Origin of the sequence: Thalassoglobus sp. JC818 (assembly GCF_040717535.1) — a bacterium.
Classification (GTDB): domain Bacteria; phylum Planctomycetota; class Planctomycetia; order Planctomycetales; family Planctomycetaceae; genus Thalassoglobus.
This window is the reverse complement of sequence record NZ_JBFEFI010000009.1, coordinates 87,065-113,023: the sequence shown is the minus strand read 5'-3', so window position 1 is coordinate 113,023 and position 25,959 is coordinate 87,065. Positions and strand designations below refer to the sequence as shown.

16 protein-coding genes are annotated in these 25,959 nt (G+C 53.1%); 11 read left to right on the top strand and 5 right to left on the bottom strand.

Features of this window, described 5'->3' with window-relative positions; genetic code table 11:
- Window positions 1-26: 26 nt before the first annotated feature.
- The gene (locus tag AB1L42_RS20580) at window positions 27-1,205 is read left to right on the top strand and encodes an HRDC domain-containing protein (protein ID WP_367060760.1); all 1,179 of its coding nucleotides are present in this window, start codon (window positions 27-29) and stop codon (window positions 1,203-1,205) included.
- 134 nt (window positions 1,206-1,339) lie between these two features.
- Here AB1L42_RS20580 and AB1L42_RS20575 read toward each other — a convergent pair whose 3' ends face one another.
- On the bottom strand, window positions 1,340-2,179 hold the full coding sequence (locus AB1L42_RS20575) for a phytanoyl-CoA dioxygenase family protein (RefSeq protein ID WP_367060757.1): 840 nt from the start codon (window positions 2,177-2,179) through the stop codon (window positions 1,340-1,342).
- Between the two features lie 89 nt (window positions 2,180-2,268).
- Here AB1L42_RS20575 and AB1L42_RS20570 point away from each other — a divergent pair, with 89 nt between their 5' ends.
- The 4 genes from AB1L42_RS20570 to pabB all read left to right on the top strand — a co-directional run bounded on the left by AB1L42_RS20570 (window position 2,269) and on the right by pabB (window position 9,228).
- Complete coding sequence (locus tag AB1L42_RS20570) at window positions 2,269-5,094, top strand: DUF1549 domain-containing protein (RefSeq protein WP_367060754.1); 2,826 nt, start codon at window positions 2,269-2,271, stop codon at window positions 5,092-5,094.
- Window positions 5,095-5,780: 686 nt separating this feature from the next.
- Entirely contained in the window at window positions 5,781-6,218 is a 438-nt protein-coding gene (locus AB1L42_RS20565; protein WP_367060751.1) for a branched-chain amino acid aminotransferase, read from the top strand.
- A 135-nt stretch (window positions 6,219-6,353) separates the two neighbouring features.
- Window positions 6,354-7,796 carry a DUF6513 domain-containing protein gene (locus AB1L42_RS20560; RefSeq protein ID WP_367060748.1) on the top strand — a complete coding sequence of 481 codons (1,443 nt, stop codon included), beginning with the start codon at window positions 6,354-6,356 and terminating at the stop codon, window positions 7,794-7,796.
- Complete coding sequence (pabB, locus tag AB1L42_RS20555) at window positions 7,789-9,228, top strand: aminodeoxychorismate synthase component I (RefSeq protein WP_367060745.1); 1,440 nt, start codon at window positions 7,789-7,791, stop codon at window positions 9,226-9,228. Before AB1L42_RS20560 ends, pabB begins: the two co-directional genes overlap by 8 nt.
- Before the next feature lie 121 nt (window positions 9,229-9,349).
- On the opposite strand, the gene AB1L42_RS20550 is transcribed toward pabB, so the two are convergent.
- Window positions 9,350-10,135, bottom strand: a complete 786-nt coding sequence (locus AB1L42_RS20550; protein WP_367060742.1) for a glucose 1-dehydrogenase — start codon at window positions 10,133-10,135, stop codon at window positions 9,350-9,352.
- A gap of 195 nt (window positions 10,136-10,330) precedes the next feature.
- Between AB1L42_RS20550 and AB1L42_RS20545 the strand changes: the two genes are divergently transcribed.
- The 3 genes from AB1L42_RS20545 (at window position 10,331) to AB1L42_RS20535 (ending at window position 13,900) form a co-directional block, all read left to right on the top strand.
- Window positions 10,331-11,800: an AAA family ATPase gene (locus AB1L42_RS20545; protein ID WP_367060739.1), complete on the top strand. Its 1,470-nt coding sequence runs from the start codon at window positions 10,331-10,333 to the stop codon at window positions 11,798-11,800.
- Window positions 11,801-11,877: 77 nt separating this feature from the next.
- Window positions 11,878-13,158 (top strand): MFS transporter, encoded by a 1,281-nt coding sequence (locus tag AB1L42_RS20540; RefSeq protein ID WP_367060736.1) that lies wholly within the window; start codon window positions 11,878-11,880, stop codon window positions 13,156-13,158.
- A 1-nt stretch (window position 13,159) separates the two neighbouring features.
- Window positions 13,160-13,900 carry a TIGR04283 family arsenosugar biosynthesis glycosyltransferase gene (locus AB1L42_RS20535; RefSeq protein ID WP_367060733.1) on the top strand — a complete coding sequence of 247 codons (741 nt, stop codon included), beginning with the start codon at window positions 13,160-13,162 and terminating at the stop codon, window positions 13,898-13,900.
- Here the strand turns inward: AB1L42_RS20535 and AB1L42_RS20530 are convergent.
- Together AB1L42_RS20530 and AB1L42_RS20525 are read right to left on the bottom strand one after the other, a co-directional pair.
- On the bottom strand, window positions 13,893-16,454 hold the full coding sequence (locus AB1L42_RS20530) for a hypothetical protein (RefSeq protein WP_367060730.1): 2,562 nt from the start codon (window positions 16,452-16,454) through the stop codon (window positions 13,893-13,895). The two genes, AB1L42_RS20535 and AB1L42_RS20530, sit on opposite strands and share 8 nt — an antisense overlap.
- A gap of 57 nt (window positions 16,455-16,511) precedes the next feature.
- Window positions 16,512-20,033 (bottom strand): efflux RND transporter permease subunit, encoded by a 3,522-nt coding sequence (locus tag AB1L42_RS20525; RefSeq protein ID WP_367060727.1) that lies wholly within the window; start codon window positions 20,031-20,033, stop codon window positions 16,512-16,514.
- 438 nt (window positions 20,034-20,471) lie between these two features.
- Between AB1L42_RS20525 and AB1L42_RS20520 the strand changes: the two genes are divergently transcribed.
- From AB1L42_RS20520 to AB1L42_RS20510, 3 genes are all read left to right on the top strand, one after another.
- Window positions 20,472-21,560: a DUF5658 family protein gene (locus AB1L42_RS20520; RefSeq protein ID WP_367060724.1), complete on the top strand. Its 1,089-nt coding sequence runs from the start codon at window positions 20,472-20,474 to the stop codon at window positions 21,558-21,560.
- A gap of 215 nt (window positions 21,561-21,775) precedes the next feature.
- Window positions 21,776-23,887 (top strand): elongation factor G, encoded by a 2,112-nt coding sequence (locus tag AB1L42_RS20515; protein WP_367060721.1) that lies wholly within the window; start codon window positions 21,776-21,778, stop codon window positions 23,885-23,887.
- 297 nt (window positions 23,888-24,184) lie between these two features.
- Complete coding sequence (locus AB1L42_RS20510; protein ID WP_367060718.1) at window positions 24,185-24,643, top strand: transcriptional repressor; 459 nt, start codon at window positions 24,185-24,187, stop codon at window positions 24,641-24,643.
- A gap of 85 nt (window positions 24,644-24,728) precedes the next feature.
- Here the strand turns inward: AB1L42_RS20510 and AB1L42_RS20505 are convergent, their stop codons facing one another.
- Window positions 24,729-25,742: a hypothetical protein gene (locus AB1L42_RS20505; RefSeq protein ID WP_367060715.1), complete on the bottom strand. Its 1,014-nt coding sequence runs from the start codon at window positions 25,740-25,742 to the stop codon at window positions 24,729-24,731.
- Between the last annotated feature and the right edge of the window lie 217 nt (window positions 25,743-25,959).

The following is a 25,959-nucleotide window of genomic DNA, read 5'->3' as shown; positions in this document are numbered from 1 at the left end:
GTTCTTCAGCTAGATCCGCCAACACTGTGTCATTGCTGACTTCACAACCAGAATTTGAAAGACTTTGCGAACGAATTCGAAAAGCAGGTCTCGTTGCATTCGATACCGAATTCGTCTCCGAATCGTACTATCGACCGAAGCTCTGCCTGCTCCAATTCGCAGTCGATGACGTCATTTGTGCCGTCGATCCCTTGCGCGTCGACAATCTGACGTCCTGGTGGGACATCATGATTGATGACGAAACCACCGTAGTGGTGCATGGCGGACGCGAAGAGATTCGTTTTTGTCAGTTCGCGACAAACGATCGACCGCGCAAACTGGTCGATACGCAGATTGCTGAGGGCCTTCGCTCACGTGGGTATCCGCTGTCTCACACGAATCTCGTTTCGAGAGTGCTCGGAAAGAACGTGAAGCACGGGAAGGAGACACGCACGGACTGGGAACGTCGTCCGCTGCTGGACAGACAGCTTAGTTATGCTCTCGATGACGTACGCTATTTGCGAGAAATCTGGCAGACGCAAGCTGAGTCATTGGAAGCGGCCGGTCGCTTGAACTGGGCGTTGAGCGAATTCGAGAGATTCGTCCAAACCATCATCGGGGAAGAAGATCGTGACGGTTGGCTAAAGCTTCCCGGGTATTCGCGGCTCAGTCGGCGCGATATGGGAACCGCTCGCGATTTGTTTCTTTGGCGTGACAGACTCGCTGAAATTGAAAACAAACCCGCCCGCAGAGTTCTAAGAGATGATCTGTTGGTCGACGTCGCCAAGCGTCATCCAAAGACGGTCAAAGAACTCAACATGGTTCGCGACATGAACCGGCGAGATTATCAGCGTCACGCAAAAGATATTGTCGACGTTGTGAAAGAATCGCTGGAGAGCCCTGACGAGGATCTTCCGGTCTCAACCAGGAACACCAGCTACCCGTCGCAAGACGAAGTGCTGGCTCGAATCCTGGGACTGGCGCTGGCAAACCGTTGCCAGGAACTCGGCTTTTCCATGCCGCTTGTCGGGACAAGTGCGGATCTCAAAGAATTGGTTCGCTGGCACGTCTTCGATAAGCGACAGGGACCAACTCCTAAACTCTTCGATGGATGGCGCGGAGAAGTCTGCGGAAGCATTCTCATCGACGTGCTCGATGGAAACGTGACCCTTCGCGTCGCTGATCCAACGTCAGAGAATCCGCTCAGCTTCGACGTCGATCGATAAAACAGCCCACAGAATGAGGGCTCAATCGAAGATGGTCTCTCGCGATTGTCTGATCCAGGCCGAGTTAGTGATCCTCTTCCCGCGAGCACCTCAGTCACAAAACAACTGAGATGCCCAATCTAGAGCAGTTTCATCTAGTCTTCAGTCGGTCGATTCCGATTCGACCAGTTGCCTGCAGGGTCGGAACCTCGAACGAGAACGCCCTTCTCGTTCCATCCCAGACCAGCGACGACGTCCGTTGAAGCGTACCGAAGCGTCAGTCCACATCGGCGACGATCGCTCATGTTCGCTTCGGATCCATGGAGCAGCAGATCGGAGTGAATTGAGATTTCGCCCGCTTTCAGCTCGTCGTAAACAACGTCGCCGTATTGCTCCGGATTCTCGACGGTTTGGTTCAGGACGTTGTGGTCGCCGGGCGCACTTGGCCGGTAGGTCAGATGTCCGGAGTGGTGACTTCCGCCGATGAATTTCATGCAGGCGTTTTCGATATCCGCATCATCGATCGCTAGCCAGACTGTCACAGCTTTGGATGGGCTGAGCGGCCAATAGCTCGCATCTTGATGCCAAGCGACTGCTTTCCCGTCTCCGGGCATTTTGCAAAAGAAGTGAGAGCCCCAGCCGACAACATTCTCCCCGAGGATGTCGCTGACAGCTTCCACAATTCGGCTGTCCGTCAGGATGTCGTAAACGTTTCCATACTTCAGGTGGGCGGAACTGATGGAATAGCTGTCCCCGCCGGATGCGATGACTTTATTCAGAAGGTCATCGAAGTAACTCCTCATTTTGGTGACTTCCGCGTCATCAAAAATCGGAATCGGCCGAACGAAGCCGTTCTCATTGAAGTGTTCGACTTGATCCGCAGTCAGCCGTGACGGATTCTGGACCGTGCTGGGATGAAACTTGAGATCCCGATCCATCGAGTCGAGCTCGTCCTGGCCAGGCAGAATTTGAAAGTTGGTTTTGTCGGCGTTCATGTGGCTTCCATTCAATTCAAGACACAAGTCTGACAATATGGTAGTGTTGTTGACATCCGGAAAGAAATCGAAGTTTGTCGGATTCTGATATGTTTTCAAAGTGTCGAGAACGCGCCGGTCGGATTGGCGCAACCGCGATCGTGGGCATGCTCTTCGTTCTGCCAACAGAATCATTCTCGCAGCAGAACGCAGATGTGGATGGGCTCGCGGGATCTGCTCAAGAGATCGAGTTCTTCGAGAAGAAAATCCGCCCGATTCTGGTGGAGCACTGCTACGAGTGTCATTCGGCCGACTCAAAGTCGCTTCGCGGCGGGCTTCTCGTCGATCACTCCGCAGGGTTGCTGGAAGGAGGAGATTCCGGACCCGCACTGGTTGCAGGGAATCCCGCTGAGGGAACGTTGATGGAGGCACTTCGATATGAAACATTCGAAATGCCTCCTCGACAAAAACTCCCGGACGAGGTGATCGCCGATTTCGAAGAATGGATTCGCAGTGGAGCGGTCGACCCGAGAACAGCCGCTTCGACTCGACACGATCGAGCGGGCATCGATCTCGAAAAAGGAAGAGAGTTCTGGAGTTTCCAACCACTCAAGCGACCGGTCCCTCCTTCGACTGAAAACTCAAGCTGGCCAGAGAGCGATATTGACCGATTCGTCTTGGCGCGACTGGAAGCTGAAAACCTCGAACCACTGCCGCCAGCGAATGATCTCACCCTGCTCCGCCGGTTGTACTTTGATCTGACGGGATTGCCTCCGTCGGTCGAGGAGATTCATCAATTTGAGGCAGACAGCAGCGAGAGTCGGATCGAGAATGTTGTCGATCGACTGCTGGAGTCTCCGGAATTTGGTCGACACTGGGGGCGGCACTGGCTCGATCTCGCTCGCTACTCAGACTCGACAGGCGGCGGCCGCTCCATGCTTTACGGATCAGCCTGGAGGTATCGCAATTACGTCATCGATGCATTGAATCGAGATACTCCGTACGACGAATTTGTGCGTCAGCAGATTGCTGGTGATTTACTGGAAGCTGATGATTATCAGGAGCGACAGCGACAACTTGTCGCCACGGGTTTCCTCGCTCTCGGACCACACAATTATGAAAACCAGGACAAAGAACAGCTGCGGATGGACATCGTCGACGAGCAGGTCGACACCATTGGCCGCGTCTTTCTGGGAATGACCATCGGTTGCGCGCGCTGCCATGATCACAAATTCGATCCAATCCCCACAGCCGACTACTACGCGATGGCTGGCATTTTTCGGAGTACACAATCGGCAATTGATGGGAACGTCTCCAAATGGGTGACGACAGCTCTTCCTCAGTCGCCTGAAGTTGAAAACACTCGACGACGAATCGAAAAAGAAATCGCTCACGTTCAGAAGCGAATTCAAAAGTTGTCGACGACTCTGGAACACCTGGAAGCGGAACTGCCGCGAATTGTTGTCGATGATCCACAAGCCATGCTGTCTGGTCGCTGGAAGACGAGCGAGTCCGTAGGAGGCTATGTCGGTGAGGGGTATCAGTTTTCCGATGATCCCACAGCGCGCGCGAGATTTGTGATCCCCACGGACGAAGCTCGCTATGAAGTTCAGATCAGCTATACCTCGCACGCAAATCGTACTCCGCACGGAAAAATTGTCGTCGCTTCAGCTGGAGAGACGGAGACCTTTGAAGTCGATCAGCGTCAGCCGCCTCAACTTGAAGGGGCATATCAGCCTGTCGGTGAAGTGCAATCTTCCGGCGAAGTCCATCTAACAATCGAGTCTTCCGGCAAAGGCATGACGATTGTTGATTCTGTTCGACTGATCAAAAAGCCAGATCCTCAATCTGAGTCTTCAGACAATCTCGATCTAAGCGAGAGTGCTGTTCAATACGAACGCACAAGCCGCGAGTTAAACGGGTTTCGTGCGGAACTCGAAGAACTGACAAAACAGCTTCCGGAGCCGGGACCGCTTGTGATGTCCGTCTCCGACGAAGGTGAAATCAGCGACTACGCGATTTGCATCCGGGGCAATGTGCATCAACTGGGAGAACCGGTCCAACGTGGTTTTCTGTCAGTCATTGCTGAAAGAGGACAGAAACTCCCCGGTGACCAAAGTGGACGACTGGAGCTGGCGAATTGGATCGCGAGCCCCGACAACCCATTGACCGCACGTGTCTACGTAAACCGCATCTGGCATCATCTCTTCGGGTCAGGTCTGGTGCGAACCGTGGACAATTTTGGGTTACCGGGTGAGGTTCCTTCACACCCCGAATTGCTCGATCATCTGGCCATGGACTTCATCGAAGGAAATTGGTCCACAAAAAGTCTGATTCGCAAGATTGTTCTGAGTCGCACATATCAGCTTTCGTCCGACATACCTGAACTGAACCATCCCGACCCGGATAACCGCTTGTTCTCCCGGCAGAATCGTCGGAGATTGACTGCTGAATCGATTCACGATGCGTTTCTGATGTTCAGCGGAGAGCTGACGTTTTCAGCTGTGGAAGACTCAGTTCGTCCCGAGACGAAATCCGAGTACGGCTATCAATTCGAATTCGGAACACGTGCTGTCTACCTCCCCGTCTTCCGAAACCGTTTGCCGGATTTGATGGGCGTGTTCGACTTCCCTGATCCCAATCTGTCGGTTGGAAGACGTGTTTCAAGCACGGTTTCGCCACAATCTCTGTTCCTGATGAACAGTGAATTTGTTCTCGATCGTGCGAACGCGACTGCGGAGCGAGTTCTCGAACACGAAAGTTCGGTTTCTGATCGACTGCGGTGGGTTGGGCTACTCATTCTCAACCGTGAACTCTCTGAAGAAGAAGAGCATTTGCTTGTTGATGCAGTCGCCTCCGATCCTGATTCAGTCGATCGCTGGTCAGCAGTCTGCGCCACGCTCATGCGCAGCATCGACTTCCGTTACCTCCGGTAAGTCCAATTTCATGGCGGCACTGAGGTCGCCGACTTTCTGCTCGCACGTCCGAGCGAAGGGAAAATTATCCACGACGACGTGAGGTCTCGCTGTCATTGAATCGACAGCAAGGTGGCATTGTCTCTCATCGTTCAGTTTCGGCTTCGAACTTCAGATTCTGACGATTTCGAGTCTGTGAGATAAACAATTTGATTCAGATTCTTAGCGCTGCCGGTGAATCGATGATCGACCTGAATCGCGGCTCGTCGTTTTTGAGGCGTCGTAACGTCCGACAGGTCAATTCTTTGAGACGTTTGAGCTACGCGCGGCTCTGGTCTGATTGTAGTGATGGCATGGGTTCTGCGGTCATTAGCGAATGCAATGATTGCAGCGGTTGAATGGAGTCTTGGGTAGACGTCTTACTAGTAAAAGAGGGGGCGGTGGCGGAGCGATGTGCGGCTTGGGCGGAGATTCTCCACATCGAGATTGACCCACTCTGGCAGCACAGGAGAAGACGCATGTCGGGCGACCTGAGAATCCGAAGACTTTGCGAATTCGGGGCAATCCTCGAGAAACTGGCTTTGTGATCACGGTCTTCCTGGAACCGGGTCGTTTCGATCACTGGCAATCAGATTTCTTGAGGACCCCCCTTTACTCCCTTTGCAATTCGCATTTCTCTGTGACCGAGATTCCTCGTGAGGCATAAAATGGCCAACTTCCTGAAGCAGCTGTTGTCAGACGAATCCGGGTTTGTTGTTTCTTCCGAACTTGTTCTGGTTGGAACGATCGCGGTCACGGGAACGCTCGTCGGCCTCGTGGAAGTTCGCAATTCAGCTGTGAACGAACTCAACGATCTGGGCGACAGCCTGGAGAATCTCAACCAATCGTACTGCTACGGCGGTCTTGCTGGTTGTCGGTCAGCGACAGCTGGCTCTCAATTCATCGATCAAGTTGATGTGATCGAAGAGAGCGACTTGAATGTCATTTACGAACAGCCCTCCGAGCAAACGTCTGTCGAGGGCTCTTCGGCTATCGAACAATCCGGACCAATTCGATTTCCGACTCCTATTCGCACACTCCCGCCGACACCAGAGTACATTCAGATCGATCGAGTTCCGACAGCTGAAATCACTGACTCGATCTAAACACGGGCATCGATGCATTTGGGCTCGTCTCGAACACACACGTTGTGTGCGAGGTCGAAAGCATAGCGATTTCGTTTCACCGTGGTACGATCATCGTTTCGTCGATGACTTCGTCCGCTGTAATATCCAATCGTTATGAATTCGCCCCCCACGAACCCGATTCTGAAATCTGGTGATCGTATCCTCTTTTTGACTGGTCGCCTGGCTGAAAACCTGGTTCGGCGGGAAGTGGAAGCGATCACTTCAGATGCAGAGTTCTCAGGCGAAATACACGTTCTCGGAATTTCCGTCGCTGCGCTGATGCATGTTGACTGGCTCCTGAAGAAGCTTCCTGAAAATCTCGGTCAGTACGATGCAGTCATCGTGCCCGGTTTGTGTCGGGGAGATCTGGCAGAACTCACCGAACGCTATGGAATGCAATTTCTGAGAGGACCGAAGGAGATTCAAGAGCTTCGAAACTTTCTCGGCCGGGGATCGAACCCTCCTCCTTCCCTCGAAGCCTTTGATATCGAGATCATCGCCGAGATCAATCACGCACCGCTTAAGACGCGTGATGAAATACTGACTCTGGCCGATCACTATCGAAATTCCGGAGCTGATCGAATTGATCTGGGATGTGTGCCGGGACAATCCTGGGATGAAATCGATGCATGTGCTCAAGAGCTTTTGCAGGCAGGCCATCGGCTGTCAGTTGATAGTTTCGAACGTCACGAAGTCGAGTTGGCAGTCGCTGCCGGTGTTGATCTGATCCTTAGTTGCAACTCAAGTAATCTCGACTGGGTCTCCGGGCTGGGAGCTGAAGTCGTCGCGATTCCTGACGATCCACAGAATCTCGACAGTCTCTGGAGAACGATCGATGCTCTCGATCGAAAGAACTGTAGATTTCGCATCGATCCCATTCTCGAACCAGTCGGGTTCGGGTTCTCTCAATCGCTCGCTAGGTATTATGAAACTCGCCGGCGACTTGAGAGTTGTGACGTGATGATGGGGATCGGAAATGTGACCGAACTCAGCTCCGTCGACAGTAGTGGAGTCAATTTTTTGCTCGCTGCGATCTGTCAGGAGCTTTCAATCAACAGCGTACTGACGACCGAAGTGGCTCCCTGGTGTCGGTCGTCGGTCAAAGAGTTTGACATCTCACGTCGAATGGTGAAGTACGCCATCGACGAACGCACACTCGCAAAGCGGATCGATGCCGACTTGTTGATGTTGAGAGACGAACGAGTCGCGACGATGGGGCCGGAGGAGCTCGAAAGTCTTGCTGCCCAACTGCGTGATTCAAACTTTCGAATTTTCGTGGAAGGTGGCAAGCTTCACATGATGAATCGCGATGGATATTGGACTGGGACCGATCCGTTCGAACTATTCGACGATCTGGAACAGGCGGGCGTTTCCATCGACGCGACACATGCCTTTTATCTCGGATACGAACTCGCGAAGGCTGTGACAGCGATGACGCTGGGCAAGCAATATAGACAGGATGAAGCCTTGAGTTGGGGCTTTCTGACGATCCCTGAAACCAGCGCGGTCGATCGACGCCATCAACAACGCAAACGTGGTTTACATAAGCATGAATAGGCTGCCGATCGTACTGGAGCTGAGTCCGGTTCCCGATGTCGCTGACGCCCTACAAGAGTTCTCGGAATCACGAGATCTTTTGCTTCTGGAGAGTGCGCGACGTGATCGCAAGCTCGGCCGTTATTCGTTTCTTTGCTTCGAACCTGAACAGGTTTTTGAACTGGAAAATGCGAGCTACGGATGCGATCCCTTTGAGCAGATTCGTGAGTTGAGTCGATTATCTCAAGTCGAAACGATTCCGGATCTGCCTCCGTTTCAGGGAGGTTTCGCGGGGTTATTGAGCTATGAGTTAGGTCAGGCCTGGGAAGAACTTCCCGACACGAAAGCGAACGAAGCTCGGTTTCCGGATCTAGTCGTCGGAGTTTACAGAACCGTCATCGCCTGGGACCACGAACTGGATCGATGTTGGGTTTTCAGCCACGGAGATTCCAAGCTGAATGGTCAATCGCAAGTTCGCTCTGCGACGGAGTGTGCTGAAGAAATTCGCAAATGTCTCAACTCATTAGATGGACTGAAGAGTCGGTCGGAACGGGTGAGTCCTTCAACACTAGATCGAGAGAGCGGGTTGGATTTAAGCGGATCGCTTCGAAGTAACTTTACGAAGGAGCAATATCATCAAGCAGTTCAGAAAGTGATCGATTACATTTATGCTGGAGACTTATTTCAGGCAAATCTCTCTCAGCGGATGACAGCTGAAGTTGAAGCAACTCCCGTAGAGACCTATTTACAGCTTCGAGCAGTTAATCCAGCTCCGTTTGCGGGTCTTTTTCAGCATGATGACTGGGCAGTAATTTCATCATCTCCTGAGAGATTTCTTCAGAAGTGCCAGGATCGAGTCTGGACACGGCCGATTAAAGGCACGCGTCAAAGGTATCCGATTCCGGAAGCAGACTTATTCACTCGAGAAGAGCTGCGCGAAAGTTTAAAAGACCAGTCCGAGAATTTAATGATCGTTGATTTGCTTCGCAACGATTTATCGCGAGTCTGTCTGCCGGGCACCGTGAAAGTCCCGGAACTTTGCAGCATCGAAACTTACGAAACTGTGACCCATCTTGTTTCGGAAGTAACGGGTCAGCTTCGCAAGGACGTTGATTTCTGGGATCTGATTCAAGCGACATTTCCTGGTGGATCGATCACTGGAGCTCCGAAGATTCGTGCGATGGAGATTATCTCCGAGCTCGAAGGGGTTCCACGCGGAGCGTATTGCGGAAGTTTCTTCTACTGTGGATTCGACGGAACTGCCGACAGCAGCATTCTGATTCGGACAATGACCCAACGCGGCAGGTCGTTGTCGTTCTCTGTTGGGGGTGGAATCGTCGCCAGTTCCAGCCCTTCCGCTGAATATGAAGAGACACTTCACAAAGCTAAGGGAATGATCGAGTGCGTCAGGCGATTGATCGAGATGAATCAATCTCGTGAGGAATCGATTTAACGATCTATGAATGATGGTTTAGAGCATTTTCTGAATTTGTGTGCGCGATCTCGCACGAGCAAGCACAGCCTTTTAACTTATGAAACAGTGCAAGCGAGTGCACAGGAAAGAGCAACTTGCTCTAGTAATCGAGGCTGGCTCCTCCTTCGACTTCGATTCCCTGACCGGTGACAAAGCTTGAATCTTCGGTCGCCAGAAAGAGTGCAACCTTTCCGACTTCCTGTGGGCTGGCCATTCTTCCGAATACTTGGAGTTCAGAAACACGCTTCAAGGCGGACTCTGGATCGGGCAACGTGGCTGCCCAGTCCCGCATGAGAGGAGTGTCGACGTTGCTCGGCAGAATCGCGTTGACTCGAATTCCCTGTGGACCCAACTCGACCGCAAGCGATTTCGTCAGGCTGAGCTGAGCGCCTTTTGTGGCTGCATAAGCAGAGGATTGATCCTGCCCGAGGACAGCGGTCATGGAACTCATGTTGACGATCGTTCCCTTCGTTTTTCGAAGATGCGGAATCGCATACTGAGCTCCGAGGTAAGTGCTGATGAAGTTGATTCGCAAGAGCGATTCGAGATCAGAAAGCTTCTGTTCATCGATGGGAGTGGCCGGTGGATGCACGCCTGCATTGTTGACGATGCAATCGATTCGCTCAAACTGCTGGGCGACAGCTTCGATTGCGTTTCTCAGTTGTTCGGGATCTGAGACGTCACATTTTCGAAAGACGACTGTTCCCGTCGTGGACGCGGTCAGTGACTCCGCCAGCTGTTCGCCGTCCTCCTGAGCGATATCGAGGATGGAAACAAGGCCTCCCTCTGATGCGAAGACTTCTACACAGCCTTTACCGATTCCGCGGCTTCCTCCGGTGACGATGACTGAGCGCCCGGCGAAACGCCCTTGATGCCCTTGTTCCATAGTTCTGCTTCTCCGGATCGTATCGATTCGAGTAACTGATAAGGGTTGTGTTGCGTTCGAGAAACATTTGACGAACGTCGGCGGTGATATAACGTTGAAGGGTGGCATTGTTGTGTTTGTGTGGCAAGGGATCCACTCCTGCACGACTTGTCGATAAGAACGGCGCGGATCACTCACTGATGGAAGTATTCCAACATGGCGAAACTGGATGACGTCAATTTCGACTTTGATGATGAGTCAACCAAACCGGGAAGCACTGAACGCCCGGCCGGTGTTCGCCACTCACAGGGAGCCCGCGCAGCTTCATCAGACAGAGATGCGATTCGCGGAAATGTCGAACTTGAAGAACTGTTCGATCGCGTTCAGAACCTGCTGGGAGATGCGCGAGGGTCCGATCAGAATTTCATTCCTCCCATTCCCGAAAACCTTGAACAGACCAAACTGAACTCGGATGAAGTCGAACGCCTCGTCTTAAAGTTTCTGTTACAGAAGGGTTCGGCCGCCGGGCGTGAGATCAGCAATCAGATCAAGATTCCGTTCGGGATTCTGTTTCCGCTTCTGAAAGCCTGGAAGCAGGAACAGATCATCACTTTCCGTAATGCTGCGGAAATGGGGGACTATGTATTCGCGATTACGGATCTGGGTCGTGATCGCGCTCGGAAGTATCAGCGGGAGTGTGCTTACTACGGCAGTGCCCCGGTTGGCTTGCCTGAGTATTTGCACGCGATGGCTGCCCAGTCGATTGCTGGGAAACACGCGACAGAAGACGACCTCAAGAAGGCATTTGCGGATCTGCTCATCAGCGAGGAAATGTTCGAAAGACTCGGTCCAGCGATCAACTCCGGGCGGGGAATGTTTTTGTTCGGAGAACCGGGCAACGGAAAAACAAGTATCGCTGAGCGGGTGACCTCCTGCTTTGGAGACACGGTGTGGATCCCGCGTACTCTCGGAATCGATGGAGACCTGATTCGGGTCTTCGATCCAGGAGTTCATGAAGAGATCATTGGAGACGAAGACGACGAAGATGATGGACTCTTCGATTTGTCTGGTGTCGATCCGCGATGGGTCCGGATTCGCCGTCCGACGATTGTCGCTGGGGGCGAGTTGACCATGAGCGAACTGGAGGTGACGCAAAACCCGGTCACTCGAGTTTGCGAAGCATCGCTTCAATTGAAGAGTAACTGCGGAACGCTGGTGATTGACGACTTCGGGCGTCAACAAATGCCGGTCGACACGCTTTTGAATCGATGGATTGTTCCGCTGGAAAAGAGGTTCGACTTTCTGAACCTGCCGAGTGGAAAGAAAATTCAGGTTCCGTTCGACCAGTTGATCATCTTCTCGACGAACTTGGAACCGGACGATCTGGTCGATGGAGCGTTTCTGCGTCGAATTCCGTACAAGATTCAAGTCCCGGACCCTCGGCCTGAGCACTTTGTTAAGCTGTTTGAGATCATGGCGCCGAAAGTCGGTTTGATCTATGATGCGGAAGCGATCGATTATTTGATCGACACGCACTATATTCCGTACCAGAGGCCGTTTCGAAACTGCCAACCGCGAGACTTGCTGCTGCAGGTTCGAAACTATTGCCTTTACAAGAAACTTCCGAAGAAAGTCACGCGCGAGGCACTCGATTTCGCGGTCGACAACTACTTCTCTCTCCTTTAATCACCTCGGCGAATTGACGTGCTCGCGATCACAGTCATTCTGCCGACAAGAACGCTCACGTTGGAAAATCGATTCGCATGGAGGACGAAGCGCACTCTCAACCGTCTCAACAGTTCCGTCATGAGAACTGGAACCTGTTCGTGCTTGCGCTGCAAAGTGTCGTCCTGAGAGTTGGTTGGATCTTCAAGACCGAAAGCGTCATCATGCCCTATGTGGTCGACGCGATTTCGGGCTCTGGCTGGATGCGGGGTTGGCTTCCGATCCTCAGTCGCATCGGTCAAAGCGTCCCGCCGTTGATCTACGCGGAACGACTCAGAAGCCACTCAATCAAAAAGTATCCACTCTTTTTGACAGCTGTCGGAATGGCAATTCCATTTCTCGTTCTGTCCGTCCTCTGGTGGCGTTTGGAAGATCGTCAGGTCGCCTGGATGGGGCCACTGTTCCTCGTCATCTATTTCCTCTTCTTCTCCGCAACGGGTGTCAATCAACTGGCATTCGGAACGATTCAGGGAAAACTCGTCCGTCCGAATCGCCGGGGAGCACTGCTTGGAATCGGAGGGATTCTGGGATCGATCTTTGCCGTGGTCGCAGCGTTGACCTGGCTTCAGGACTGGATTTCGATGCCCAACTACGACGGCTTCACCTGGGTCTTCCTGTTCAATGGCGTCGCGTTTCTGGCTGCGGGATTGGTTTCGCTCTGTTGCAGCGAGCATGCTGAGGAGAGTTCCGGTTTATCCCGCTACAAGATGGTGGAACCGTTTGCCAATGCCTGGAATGTCTTCCGAACGGACCAGTCTTTTCGACGGGCTGGAATCGTCGCGATGTTGTTCATTTCCTCGCTCCTGGTCTTTCCTCACTACCAATGGCTGGGAATGAACGTGATTGGCACATCCAGCAACGATTTGATCATCTGGGTGATCGCGCAAAACATCAGTGTTGGGATTTACAGCCCGCTTCTGGGAGCAGTCGCAGACCGCTTTGGAAATCGGCTGGCGATTCGAATCGGCCTTTTCGCGGTGAGCTTTACGCCACTCATTGCAATTCTGTTTGCACGCGGCTTCTTCCCCGATGCTGAGAAGTGGTATTGGATGACGTTTGTTCTTCTCGGACTCACGCCAGTGCTGATGCGGACGATTCTCAACTACACGCTGGAGCTTGTCGGTCCGGATCGACATCCGCAATACCTCAGCACGATGCGAATCTGCTTTGCAATTCCATTTGTATTCTCTCCATTCGTCGGTGCTCTGATGGACTGGATTCCATATGAGATTCCGTTCATCGGTGTCGGCTTGTTGGTCCTTACGGGGGCACTGATGACCTTTCGAATGTCCGAACCTCGTTTCTCCGATGACTCGTGACGTGTCTTCCACATCGATGTCGACGAAGTGTGTCACACCTCAGATCGCTGTGATCATTCCGACATTGAATGAAGAAGGTTCAATTGCCGGTCTCATCTCGCGACTTCGGAAACTCGGCGACTTTGAAATCATCGTTGTGGATGGCGGAAGCTCTGATCAGACAATCGCCCGAGCACAGAACGCAGACATTGTTCTCGAATCGCCGCCGGGGCGGGCTCGTCAGCAGAACCTTGGAGCTGAGCATGCAATCGCGAAAAATCTCCTGTTTCTGCATGCAGACTGTGAATTGTCGTCTGGCTTTGATCAGGCAATTGAGAAGGTCCTGAGTCGACCCGGTGTGGTTGCCGGATGCTTTTCGCAGCGTATTGATCATCCCGCGAGGAAGTATCGACTGATCGAATCAGGAAACGCCTGGAGAGTGCGCTTCCTGGGTTGGATCTATGGGGATCAGGGGTTGTTTGTTCGACGGCAGACGTTTCTCGATCTCGGAGGATTTCCGGAGATCGCATTGATGGAAGATTTGTTCTTCTCCAAACAACTTAGAAGAGAGGGGCGACTGGCAATCTCGAATTCGCCGCTGACAGTCAGTGCTCGCCGTTGGGAGAAAAGAGGAGTCGTGCTTCAGACGCTTAGCAACTGGTTCATGATCACCATGGTCCACGTTGGGGTATCACCCGATCGACTGGCGAAGTGGTACGGCCACGTTCGCGAAGAGTCGGCAGATGCGAATAAGACTACGTAGCCCACATCTCCAATAACTTTTCAATTTCCGACTTAAGAGATGGATTCCCGAGAGTGGGATAAAGCGTGCGCGTGACTCCGAGCAGTTTCTTCGCGCTGTCTCGCTCTCCCAATCGGTCACTTAGCCTGGCGATTTGCAGCCTCGCTGTGACCCACTCGGTGCTTCCCGGTCTTTGTATCTTCTCGTAGCGAGTCCACCATGTTCTTGCTTCAACAAGATTCTCTCGAGAGCCCATCGACTCCAGGACATCAATCACTTTGAGCATCAAACGGCCGCTACGAGGTTGCTTCGCGATCAAAGATTCGTACAGCTCGACCGCTTCGGGACCGTTTCCGGTTGCGACCATTGCTTCCGCATGGGCGTTATCGAGTAAGTCCTGTTGCGAACTTGAAAGCTGTTCACGTGAGTCGGCCAATCGTTCGATCGCCTGCAATTGCAATCGTCCCAACTCGACCTGTCGACCCGGTTCGACCATGGCGGTCAGTTCGGTCAATCCGAGCAGAATGCTCAACATCGCTGTCGGGCTGGTCTCGCCGAGTTGAAACATCAGATCGCGGGCTGCCGACAGTCGTTGTTGACCAGCGAGGGAAACGATTCGCAGTTGTGATGCTGCTCGTGCGATCTGTTCCCATTGATGTTCAGAATCTTTGTCTTCTGCTTGCCGATCTTGACGAAGTTTACGCTGAGTGATGGTTTCATCAATCCGGGCCAGCCAGATGTCTGCGACGTCGTACCAGCGGTCCTGATGCTGAAGAAGAAGCTGTGAGATTTTCAATGCAGTGCGTGTTTGATCGAGCGATGCGAATTCACGCTGTTGAGGAAAGCCTTCGTCAATGCGGACGATTTCCTCGAGCAGTTGTTGTTCCCAGTCGGTGACGTCTCCGTCAAACTCTTTGAGACGATTGAGAATGCGTTCGTACAGCAGAATGATTCGCAGGCTCGCGATATCGAAGCGTGAATCGGTGGATTTAATTTTGCGATACTGTGCGACGGCGTCCGTCCATTGCAGTCGCTGTTCCTGATGAACCCCCAGCATCCAGGCAGCATCGGCGGCTGTCTGCGTTCCGGAATACTTGTCTTGGACTGACTGTAGCATCTCTTCATAGCGAAGCCGCAGTTCTTGTGACGGATCGTTCGAGTAGTGCCGACCCATCGCGTAGCTCGCCATAAGTGCAGCAGTCGCTGCTTTGGCGTGGTCAGGAAATGCACGCTCGACTTCCGAGAAGGTCTGTTCGGCTGCTTCCCACTGACTTTGATCAATCTGGATCGAACCGAGTGTTAATCCGAAATTGACCGCCTGATCGATCAAGCCTTGCTGCTTCGCAAGAACGGCAGCATCCCGGTATTTGCGTGAAGCTTCGACGAGATCACCCTCGAAGTAACTCGTCTGTGCGGAGCGAACGAGATCTGAAAGCTCCGTTCCAAGTTCCATGTCCTGCTGGATATCGCGAAGGGCTGCGTGAGTCAGTTGACGCCACTTACCGCGCGTTCGTTCATGTTGGAATCGGGCCTGTTGGAGAAGTTGCGACTCAAGGTTTGTGTCTCCCTGACGAACTGCTGCTTCCCGGACATCGAGGAGACTTTCAACGATCGCTGCGCGGAGTTCATCTGACAACGGATGACGCTGTTGGTCGCGATCAGCGATGAGTTGTTGAGCCTCTTCGTGTTCATCGTTTTTAGTGAGAATGCGCAACGACTCAGCGAGATGCCGATCGGTTAACTCTTGGCTCAATACGTCGAGATCGATGGATCTGAGGACGGACTTTGCCTGATGCAAATCACCACGCATTCGAGAGATTTGCGAGCGAAGAAGTTTCACGTCGAACTCGAAATCTGAATCGAGTCGATTTCTCAACAGCGACTTCAGGGCTTCGTCTGCTTCGATCAGCAAGGCAGCTTGATTCGCGTTTGTTTCGAGGAGTCCAGCTAATTGTGTTTGAGCGAGAGCCCGGCTGATGATCAATTGATATTCGAGATTCTGTTGTCCCCGGCGATCAAGGGCTCCGTCGGCGAGCTCCATCGCGGACGGTTTCTCCAGGGCTTTTACTTTTCTCAGGGCGCTATCGATTGCCCCCAGCGAAGTTTCCAACAGAGCTGTTGCTTCTCTTCCGATGGTGGGATGTTCGGAGGCAATCTCAGCTTCCCATGCCAGCGTTCCCCCGATGGTGGCTGGCAGCACGGCGAGTTCGGCGTCTACGACGATCGATCTTGGATTGTCGGGAGAGGTCGAATTGAATTCTTCGAGAATTCGTCGGGCTTCCTGCCAAAGTTCATTTCGTTCGACTCCGCTGGACAGGGCTCCATGCTCAAGCAGAGTCCGCGACAACTCGACTGTCAGAATCGCGCGGTCATGGGGAAGCAAATTGGGATGAGCCAACTGGCTGACGGCGTAGTCTTCGGCGATCAAAAAGAGGTTGCGCTGACGAAGCCCATGATAGAACGTGCTTGTGAGCTCATCCGCCCACGCTGCTCCTGAACAGAACACCAGCAACAGGACGGCCGATTGACGGATCATCCCCGGGCAGAACAGCTTATTCTTCACGACTTCGCTCATCGTACAAGCGTAGCAAAATCGCCGATTTGCGCAAGGTCGGATTTTCTGAGGCTCAGCTTATGTTGTCACCGATGGTGAAGATGCTTGCGGGGAGAGCTTCGAAGTTGACGGCTCTTCCGTGTCCTGATTCCAAAGGGAAGCCAGTGCTTGTTTGGCATCGACAGCGAGACTGAATCCAACGGGTACGAGGACGAGCGTAAAGACTGTCGAAACGATCAATCCGCCCAGCACGACGCTGCCGAGCCCGCGATACAACTCACTCCCTGCCCCTGCGACGAGGGCCAGTTCACCGGTCGCATCAAATGTTGGGAGCGGAATCACAAGCGGGAGCATCCCCAAGACCGTCGTCAGAGTACTCATGAAGATCGGACGTACGCGAGTGCGCACGCTTTCGACAATCGCTTTTCGGGTTTCGTAACCTTCGTCCCGCATGTAATTGAGTGATTGATGCACGATCAGAATCGCGTTGTTCACAACGGTTCCGATCAGAATCACGAACCCGAGCATCGTCAACATGTCGAGTGACTGCGGGGTGAAGATATTTAGAATGGCAAGTCCGGCAAATCCTCCGACGAGTGCGAGAACGACGCTCATCATGATCACGACCGGATAGAAGAATGACTCGAAGAGCGCAGCCATCAGCAGGTAGGTGATGACCATCGCGAGAATTAGATTTCCCTGCATGGCCCGTCTTGTTTCACTCAATTCGTCCGACGTTCCGGCGAGTGTGATGCGGTATTCTCCGCCGGCCATCAAAGGTGACTCAAGGAGTGGTCGACGAATTTCACGATCGACCCGTTCGATGGCTTCTTCCAACGGCATCGTCGGTGACGGTTTCAATTGGATCGCGATGGAGCGCTGTCTCTCGTTGTGCTTCACCACTTCGGGACCACCGGTCGGAGAGATTTCCGACACAGCTGCCACGCTGACGAGTTGCCCCGTCGGAGTGCTGATTGGAAGATGGTCGAGGTCCTGCGTCTGGCGGGCGTATTCATCCGCTCCGTAAATGACGAGATCGATCTTGCGGCCGTTGTGCCAGTAATCACCCGCGAAGGCTCCGTCGATTAGAGCGTCGATGGCGTAACCGAGATCTTCCGTCGTGACTCCAAAATCAGCGGCTGCTTCCGGACGAACATGGACGTGCAGTTCAGGATTGGTTGATTCAAGATTCTGTCGCGGCTGTGATTGATGTCCTTCGGTCGGAGGGAAAACACCCTTCCCCGCGTACTGTCCGATTCCGTTGAGTCGTGAAAAGACATCGAGTCCGATTTCGTTGAGTCGGGTCATCTCTGGGCCAGAAATTTCGATGTCGATCGCCCGTCCGCCATCGAGTCCCCCGGAAAACAGACCGCTTTGAGTGACGATGGCAAACATCCCAGGGACTTTCCCCGCCACTCGTTGCAGGACAGGAACCAACTCCGCTGCCCGCAATTCTTCCTGGGCGGCCGAACCCATGAAGAGATTGCTTCCGCGCGCCACGAAAAAGAAGTTCTTCATCGTGGGGCCATCGAGAGCGTCGGCTTCCTCGCTTCCCAGATCCGCTTCCCAGTAAGGGGCGATCTCGGATTCAATTCCTTTCCCGATCTCGATCATGTGGTCGAGGTTGTAACCGGGAGGTGGGAGAAGTATGGCGAAGACGAGGTTGCGATTCCCTTCTGGAAGGTACTCGGTCTTCGGCATGAGAAGATAAGACCCGACGAGTGATGCGCCCACGAAAATTGCGACGATTGCGATTCGCAAAAAGAAGCCTCCGCGAACACTGAGAATCCAGTCCATGGCATCGGCAAACGAATCGATCATTCGTCCAAAGAAACCGGGACGCTTCTGCATAGCTTCCTTGCGTTCTTTCTCAGGATCTCGGTGAGGTTTGAGAATTCGCTGAGAAGCTGTGGGAATGACGGTGATCGAAACAATCAGCGAAAGCCCGACTGCACATGAGATAGCGATGGCAATATCACGGAACAACTGACCTGCCTGTCCATCAACAAAGACGACCGGCACGAACACAGCCAGAGTCGTCAGGGTTGAGGCCAGAACAGCACCCCACACTTCACGAGCCCCACGAATTGCAGCTGTCTGTGGAGACTCCCCTTCCTGATAGTGTCGAAAAATGTTCTCAAGCACGACGATGGCATTGTCGACCACCATTCCGACGGCGAAAGCCATCCCGGCCAGACTGATGACGTTGATGCTGCGGCCGAAGCCCCGAATAAAGAGGAACGATGCGATGATGCTGATCGGAATCGAGATCCCGACGATCAACACGCTGCGTGGACTTCGCAGGAAAATCAAAAGCACGAGGACAGCGAGTGTTCCACCCATGTAGATGTTCTGAGTGACAAGGTCTGTGGCAGCGTAGATGTAATCTGTCTGGTCATACACCTGCTCCATCCACAAACCTCGCTGGGCGAGGATTCCGAGATTCAATTCTTCAATGGCAATGCGAATGCAGTCCCCGTGAATCAATCGGGCTTCCGCGAGATCGATCTCGGAGATGCGCCCGTCTCCATCGATGTCGAGTTCTTCACGAGTTGGCCCCATAATCTGAAGAACGTTCGTTCCGGGAGCTTGTTCACAGTTGATGGCGAGACCGGAGATTCCCTTCTGTCGAACCACACCGTCTGGCTTCTTGTAGTCAATGCCAACGGTTGCGACGTCTCGAACTCGAATGGGGGAGTTGTCGCGAATTGTGATAATCGTGTCGGCGACTTTCTCAGCAGAGTCGAATTGTCCGATCGTTCGCACGATATTTCGATGTTTGCCTTCCCAGAGGTCGCCAGCGGAGGTGTTCTTATTTTCCGCTCGAAGGGCCCGGCGAAGTTCACCGATAGTGACTTGGTATGCAGCCAACTGGTTGGGATCGACGACAACGCGAAACTCTTCTTCGCGCCCCCCAACCACGTTGGAGTTTGAAATCCCGGGAACTCGCTCAAGCCGGGCTTCAATAAAATCTTCGGCGAACTTTCGCATCTTCGTTGGGTCAGGTCGACCTTCGAGCAGCTCCTCGATTTCCGGATGCATGCGCGAATACTTCAGAAGGATGCTCAGGTCAGGTTTTCGCGTTCCGTCTGCGTAGTCCTGTAGCTCGTTGCTGAGATGAGGGTGCTTCCGAAGAAATGCAGCGATATCCTCCGAAGATGGAGGAAGCGGCTTGAGAATGATCCAGGCGATGAAGTTTCCGCCCTGCTCTCCTTCGGTGATCGTCGGTTCTCGAGCATCTTCCGGGTATTCCGGAACCTGATTGAGCTTGTCGCTGACCTTTGCCCGTGCTTCGGCAAGGTCGAATCCAACAGGAAACTCCAGCGTGATTGTCCCGACAGAATCGACGCTCTCGCTTCGGAATTCGAGCATCCCTTCGACGCTTTTGAGCTGTTCTTCCTGCTCGTCAACGATCTCCCGTTCAACCTCTTGAGCACTGGCACCCGGCCAGCGAGTCGTGACGGTGATCGAAGGCTTGGCGACATCCGGCGTCAATTGGACTGGAGTTTGAAGAAACGCGAGTGTGCCAAAAAGAACCGCGAGAATCACACCAACGGTGACTTTGATTGGATTCTCACAGGAAAACTGAATCGGGTCCATGTCGTCTCACTTGATCTCTGGAGCGCACTCTCAAACGTAATTCTCAATCTTGCCCGGTCTCCGCGAATGCTCTCAGAGCGATCGCTGGTGCGAGTGTCGAGTTTTAGAACGACAACACCAGAAAAACACCATCGAAAGAACAATGCCTCGAAAACGGATTGAAGCTCTGATTGTCTCGGCCAGCTGTAACGTCGTCCAGCTTCGTTCAGGAATTTCTGACACTGGTCGATCATTGCTTTTTCAGCCGAAGATTGCGAGTCTGACTCTGAAGTCGGTCCGAGGAGCTGAGTCCCGGAAATTTCCAGAATCCCCGGCCTCATTCGCATGGAAGCGGTGTTCAACAACACAGGGCCGATTCATTTCTTACAGTGACGGTGGCCAATGCGTCTTGTGGATGTACAGACGGCATGGCGACGGATTCAGACTCAAGGCAGTAAAATGAACGTGACACAACCACTTATCGTGATGGTCTTTGTGTTCTCGACGCTGGTTGGCTCTTCATATGGACAGGAGGAAAACCATCAGGAACCGAGCGTTGAAGATGAGCAATTCACGGATCGTGGTGGTATGAAACGCTTTGGACCTCGTGGACAGGACTGGCGCGGGGCTGGCTCCCAACGGATGTCTGGTCCAATGGGGTGGGGCAACCGAAAACCTGAACAGACGGAATTCCATTCCGATGCAGGATATCTGTTCGTCAACGGAACGTTGCTTTCTCCTCCCTATCGCACTGCATGGGCTGACGAGCAAATCGCCCTTAACGATGAGCTTGTGGATTCCAATCCTCGAGATTGGCGGCTGCGGCCAGGAACGATTGCGGCATCGTTGCAAATGGACTCAGTCGTTGTTGTTGATGATGGATGGGTGCAGTCGTATCTGACTGCCAGTGAACAAGGGGGATGGTTGCTCAAGTCATTCGCCGGAACACCGGAAGAACAGCTGCAAGCAAAAGAAGAGTTAAAGTCGCTGCTGCCAGAGCAAGCTTACAGCAACCTGCAATTCAATACTCCCGATGAAGAGCTGATTACCCACGCACAGAAAGTTCTCGCGGAACTCGACAAGATCGAGAATTCGAACAACAAGCATGTGGCAGCGATCAAGCGAATCGAGCAAGTCAGCTATCCGCTCACAATGTTCGGAATGATTCTGACAGTGATTGCGTTTGGCCACCTCCTTTCAACTCGACCAGAATCGGTCGCGGCGGGCGTGAATGCGACTCCGCAGGCGATGCAAATGGTCGTACGGTCGATTGCTTTCGTTGTGCTTCTCTCAGCACTCGATCTGATCTGGACGATCCTCGCATGGCAGGCGGGGCAGATGAAAGAACTCAATCCGATCGCCAGCCAATTCATCAATGATCCGATCCAGCTTGTCTGCTTCAAAGCGATTGCAACCTTTGCAGGAGCTGCATTGCTTGTCGGACTAAGACAATACCGACAAGCACAACTCGCATCATGGTGGATGTGTCTCGTCTGCACCGTCCTGACATTTCGCTGGCTGACATTCCATTCAATGATGATGGGCTGAGAATCGTCCTAAAGCGAAATTCAGTTCATACGGGTGCTTCGAATGACCTCTGAAAGCACCGTTTTGGGACTCTGGCTGTTCAATAAACGCATCGGTGATGTATGATGTGTTCGCGTTTCGGAGAGGTCAGGTGTGAATTCCTTCTGGACGAAGTCGCACCAGATTCATCCTGGCCTTGGATAGACGTGCGATCATCCAACCAGGAGACCAAGACCATGCCCAAACACCCCGTTGCTGAACTTCGTAACGTGGTCCTAGTCGGCCATGGAGCAGTCGGTAAGACCTCCATGGCCGATCTCATTTTATACAAGGCGGGTGTGAACTCGCGCGTCGGTTCTCCGAATGACGGGACGAGTTTCCTCGACGTCGATGACGAAGAGAAACAGCTTCACCACTCCATCTCGTCTCATGTCTGTCACTTCGAACACAAGAACACGCGGATTAATTTGCTCGATGCTCCCGGGATGCCCGATTTCGTCGGACAGGTGATTGGAGCGCTCCGGGCGGCGGAAACAGCTCTCATCGCGATCAACGCGCCGCACGGGATTGAAGTCAATACCCGCAAGTCGTTTCAGCACGCAGCGAATCGTGGGCTGGCCCGCATGATCGTCATCAACAAGTGTGATGATGAGAATGTACATCTTCCCGAGTTGTTGGAATCGATTCGCGAGCAGTTTGGACAAGCCTGCGTTCTGATGACTGTGCCCATTGGGACAGGTCCTGAAATGTCCGGCGTGATGAACACGGTCCAGGTACCGAATCAAATCCCGGAAGGAATAGATTTCGACCTCGCCAATTTGAATCAGCAACTCATCGAGGCCGTCGTCGAAGCAGACGAAGAGTTGATGAATCGGTATTTCGAAGGAGAAGAACTCGGCCCGGAAGAACTCGCCCCTGCCATCACGCAAGCGATCGTCGCGGGGACGCTCATCCCGGTTTTTTGCACAGCGGTCAAGTGCGACATTGGTGTGACCGAGCTGATGGATGCGATTGCTGACTACGCTCCGTCACCGGATCAGCTGCGAAGGCATGTCATCAGCAACGGAAATGAAATCGAAGTTGTGCCTGATGCCAACGGACCGCTGGTTGCACAAGTCGTGAAAACGCGGATTGATCCTTACGTCTCGAAGGTCAGCTACCTGCGAATTTATTCTGGAACGCTTCACAAAGATGACTCTGTCCATGTCGTTGGAACGAAGTCGTCGATCAAGATTCATCAACTCAACGAAGTTCAAGGCAATACGCTGGAACCGGTGAACGAAGCGATTGCCGGGAACATCGTGGCGGTGACGAAAGTGGAAGACCTCCACACCGGAAATACCGTCACCGACGGAAGCGATGAAATCACAATGCCGCCGATTGCTTTCCCGAAGCCGATCGTCGGGCTGGCTGTGGAACCGAAGAGCCGCGCGGATCAGGCCCGGATCTCGAATGCCCTTCACAAGATCGAAGAAGAAGATCCGACGTTCCTCGTCCATCGGGAAGAACAGACCCACGAAATGGTCATGGAGGGGATGAGTGAATTGCATCTGCAGCTCATTGAACGGAGGCTTCACGATCGTGAGAAAGTCGACATCGTCACTCACGAACCGCGTATTCCGTACCGGGAAACGGTGACCGGAGAGGCCGAGGGAAGCTATCGCCACAAGAAACAATCAGGCGGAGCGGGTCAGTTCGCAGAGGTTCATCTTCGGATTTCATCCTGTCCGCACGACATCAACCCGGAGGAATACTTCACAAAAGATCGTTTCGCCAGCATGCGCTCGTTCCACTACGATCCGGAGTGGAATTTCTGTTTTGTCGATCGCGTGACTGGAGGTTCGGTCCCGAATCAGTTCATTCCGGCTGTGGAGAAAGGCATTCGGGAACAGATGATCGCGGGAGTGATTTCCCACAATCAGGTTCAGGATGTGGTCGTCGAGTTGTACTTTGGCAAAGACCATCCCGTCGACAGCAACGAAACCGCTTTCAAATCAGCGGCAGCTCACTGTTTTAAAGAGCTATTTCAGAAATCGCGACCTGCCTTGCTCGAACCGATTGTCCAGCTGGAAATCACTGTTCCGAGTGACAAAATCGGCGACATTACCAGCGACTTGAATACGCGGCGAGGACGAATGGAAGGGATGGAAGAAGTCCCTGGTGGGTTCACGATGATTCATGCCAAGGCACCACTCGCCCACGTGATGACGTATGCCCGATCGTTGTCCAGCGTGACCGGAGGACAAGGTTCATTCACGATGGAGTTCGCAACCTACGAACTCGTTCCTCCGAACGAACAGTCGAAGGTCATGGAACAGGCGAGTCAGGAACTCGCTGAAGCCCGATAGACCAGTTCGTCGACTTGTTGATCGGTCTCCTGGTAGCACTCCAACTGCCAGGAGACCATCAGGAGTCTAGATCGAACGACGTGACGGCAGAACATCCAAAATCGTCTTGATCGAGAAGCGACCGTTTCTTGAGGCGGAATTCAGCAAGTGAGATGAGTTCCGGCGAGTGTAGAGAAATCACGAATCGTGTCCGGAAAATTGCAAATCTAGACGTTGTGGACGTGAAGCCCTAAGATGACCCATGCGCGAGTAAGCGCATCAGTCTCGAAGAACCTGGCCGAGAGTGGGAATCCGCAAATGGCAGATCGGACCCTAAACGTGAATCCAAATGAAGTTGAAGAAATTCGACAGTTGCTACGGGAACGGAAAATCCGAGCAACACCGGCTCGAATCTCGGTCATGCAACAATTGCGTGCTGCGACATCACCTCTGACTCATGCAGACCTCGCAGAGACTCTTGTCCCGCTCGGTTTTGACAAAGCGACTGTCTTCCGTAATCTCGCGGACCTGACCGAAGCGGATCTGATTTCCCGCACGGAACTTGGGGATCATGTCTGGCGGTTCGAAATTCGCGATCCGGACAATCCCGAAAGCAGCAATCATCCCCACTTTGTCTGTGTCGATTGCGGGGACGTACGGTGCCTTGACGATATGACCTTCACTGCGGGGTCGCGTCGCAAAGCCAAAGACATCGGCAGCATCACGGAGATTCTCATCAAAGGGCATTGCCGCGAGTGTGATACGTCGCCGGCATAAACTCTGAGACGTTCAGCAACAGCAGCTCATTCAATCGATTTGGTTTTGGCTGTCTGGTCTTCGCTGTCTGAATGCGAGACACAGATTATTGCGGCTGGCTGATGGGGTTGTCGCGATACTTCACGTGACATGCTTTGCAGCTCGCAGAGATTCGCTGAGCGTACTTCGCAAAGTCCTTCGTCTGTGCAGGATCCGAGCCCGCTGCTTCCCACTTCTGGAGTTCCGATCGCAGCTCCTTCGCAGCTGCTTCTGAGTCAATCAACCAGGCACGAAAGTCTTCCGGTTCGCTCGCGACTTCCTCAGTTCGAAGGAGTTCGGTGAACAACTCGCGCAGCAACAGCACTTCGTGAGCTGGGTCCAAGTCGGGATGATCTTCCGGGGACTTCCAGCCTGCTTCTGCAATCAATGCCACGTGGTCATTCGCGTGGCTGAGATGAACCATCGCTTCGGCCATAGGGGGGATTTGCTGGACCTCTTTGAATTCCACTTCAAGCTGATCGAGCAATCGGGATTCAACTGCGGATGCCCTGCGGGCAGAGTCATAGAGTCCGACGTACCCTGGATTTGTTCCCGCAAGTTTCAGGATCGGGATCGCAAGTTCCGTCGAGATCAGACCAGCAGAAACACACGCGACACTCGCAGCTGCGGGGCTGCGATGTTTCCCGTGGTGACAGTGAATATAGATAGGGCCTTCCAGATCTCTGACAGCCTTCGCCAGTTCCAAACTTCTTTGGTCGGAAATGCCATCGTAGCCGTGAGGCAGATGGACATATCGCAATCCGAATTTGCCAGCTGTCTCAACGTCTGGCGTCATCCCATCAACGCTGATAATGGTTTTGACACCGAGATCTGCGAGTTCCTGAAATGCTTCTTGCCCCTCGGGAAGTCCTCCGGAAATCACTTTCGGGTGAACTCGAACGGGATTCGGAAGATGATCGCTTTTCAACTTCGTGAGAGTCTCTAAAGCTTCTTCAGACTCTTGAACGACAGCATCATCGGGAGTTTCAACCTGAGACGAAGCCATCGGGACGAAGAGAAGAACGCTCAGAACGAAATATGACCCCATACGTGAGAATGTCCTGAGACTGAAGGCATTCATCTGTCGGTTCCTGAAACTCATCCTCGCCCTTCGCTGAAGTTCGACCATAGAGTACGCGAACGAGCGATCCGTGATCCAGTGTCACCGGTATTTTCACCCGCTTCTGATTGCGAGCATTCCGCATCAGTCTAGCACGCCATCCGATACGACTACGCCACAGCACACGAGATCGCTGGAACGAACTTCGAAATTGGCCCCTGCACAAAGGCTTATGGCT

What these genes read in the sequence shown, in the direction of transcription:
- AB1L42_RS20575 (WP_367060757.1), bottom strand. Translation starts at nt 2,179, where the DNA reads ATGAACGCCGACAAAACCAACTTTCAAATTCTGCCTGGCCAGGACGAG.
- AB1L42_RS20570 (WP_367060754.1), top strand. Translation starts at nt 2,269, where the DNA reads ATGTTTTCAAAGTGTCGAGAACGCGCCGGTCGGATTGGCGCAACCGCG.
- AB1L42_RS20565 (WP_367060751.1), top strand. Translation starts at nt 5,781, where the DNA reads ATGGCCAACTTCCTGAAGCAGCTGTTGTCAGACGAATCCGGGTTTGTT.
- AB1L42_RS20560 (WP_367060748.1), top strand. Translation starts at nt 6,354, where the DNA reads ATGAATTCGCCCCCCACGAACCCGATTCTGAAATCTGGTGATCGTATC.
- pabB (WP_367060745.1), top strand. Translation starts at nt 7,789, where the DNA reads ATGAATAGGCTGCCGATCGTACTGGAGCTGAGTCCGGTTCCCGATGTC.
- AB1L42_RS20550 (WP_367060742.1), bottom strand. Translation starts at nt 10,135, where the DNA reads ATGGAACAAGGGCATCAAGGGCGTTTCGCCGGGCGCTCAGTCATCGTC.
- AB1L42_RS20545 (WP_367060739.1), top strand. Translation starts at nt 10,331, where the DNA reads ATGGCGAAACTGGATGACGTCAATTTCGACTTTGATGATGAGTCAACC.
- AB1L42_RS20540 (WP_367060736.1), top strand. Translation starts at nt 11,878, where the DNA reads ATGGAGGACGAAGCGCACTCTCAACCGTCTCAACAGTTCCGTCATGAG.
- AB1L42_RS20530 (WP_367060730.1), bottom strand. Translation starts at nt 16,454, where the DNA reads ATGAGCGAAGTCGTGAAGAATAAGCTGTTCTGCCCGGGGATGATCCGT.
- AB1L42_RS20525 (WP_367060727.1), bottom strand. Translation starts at nt 20,033, where the DNA reads ATGGACCCGATTCAGTTTTCCTGTGAGAATCCAATCAAAGTCACCGTT.
- AB1L42_RS20520 (WP_367060724.1), top strand. Translation starts at nt 20,472, where the DNA reads ATGAACGTGACACAACCACTTATCGTGATGGTCTTTGTGTTCTCGACG.
- AB1L42_RS20515 (WP_367060721.1), top strand. Translation starts at nt 21,776, where the DNA reads ATGCCCAAACACCCCGTTGCTGAACTTCGTAACGTGGTCCTAGTCGGC.
- AB1L42_RS20510 (WP_367060718.1), top strand. Translation starts at nt 24,185, where the DNA reads ATGGCAGATCGGACCCTAAACGTGAATCCAAATGAAGTTGAAGAAATT.
- AB1L42_RS20505 (WP_367060715.1), bottom strand. Translation starts at nt 25,742, where the DNA reads ATGAATGCCTTCAGTCTCAGGACATTCTCACGTATGGGGTCATATTTC.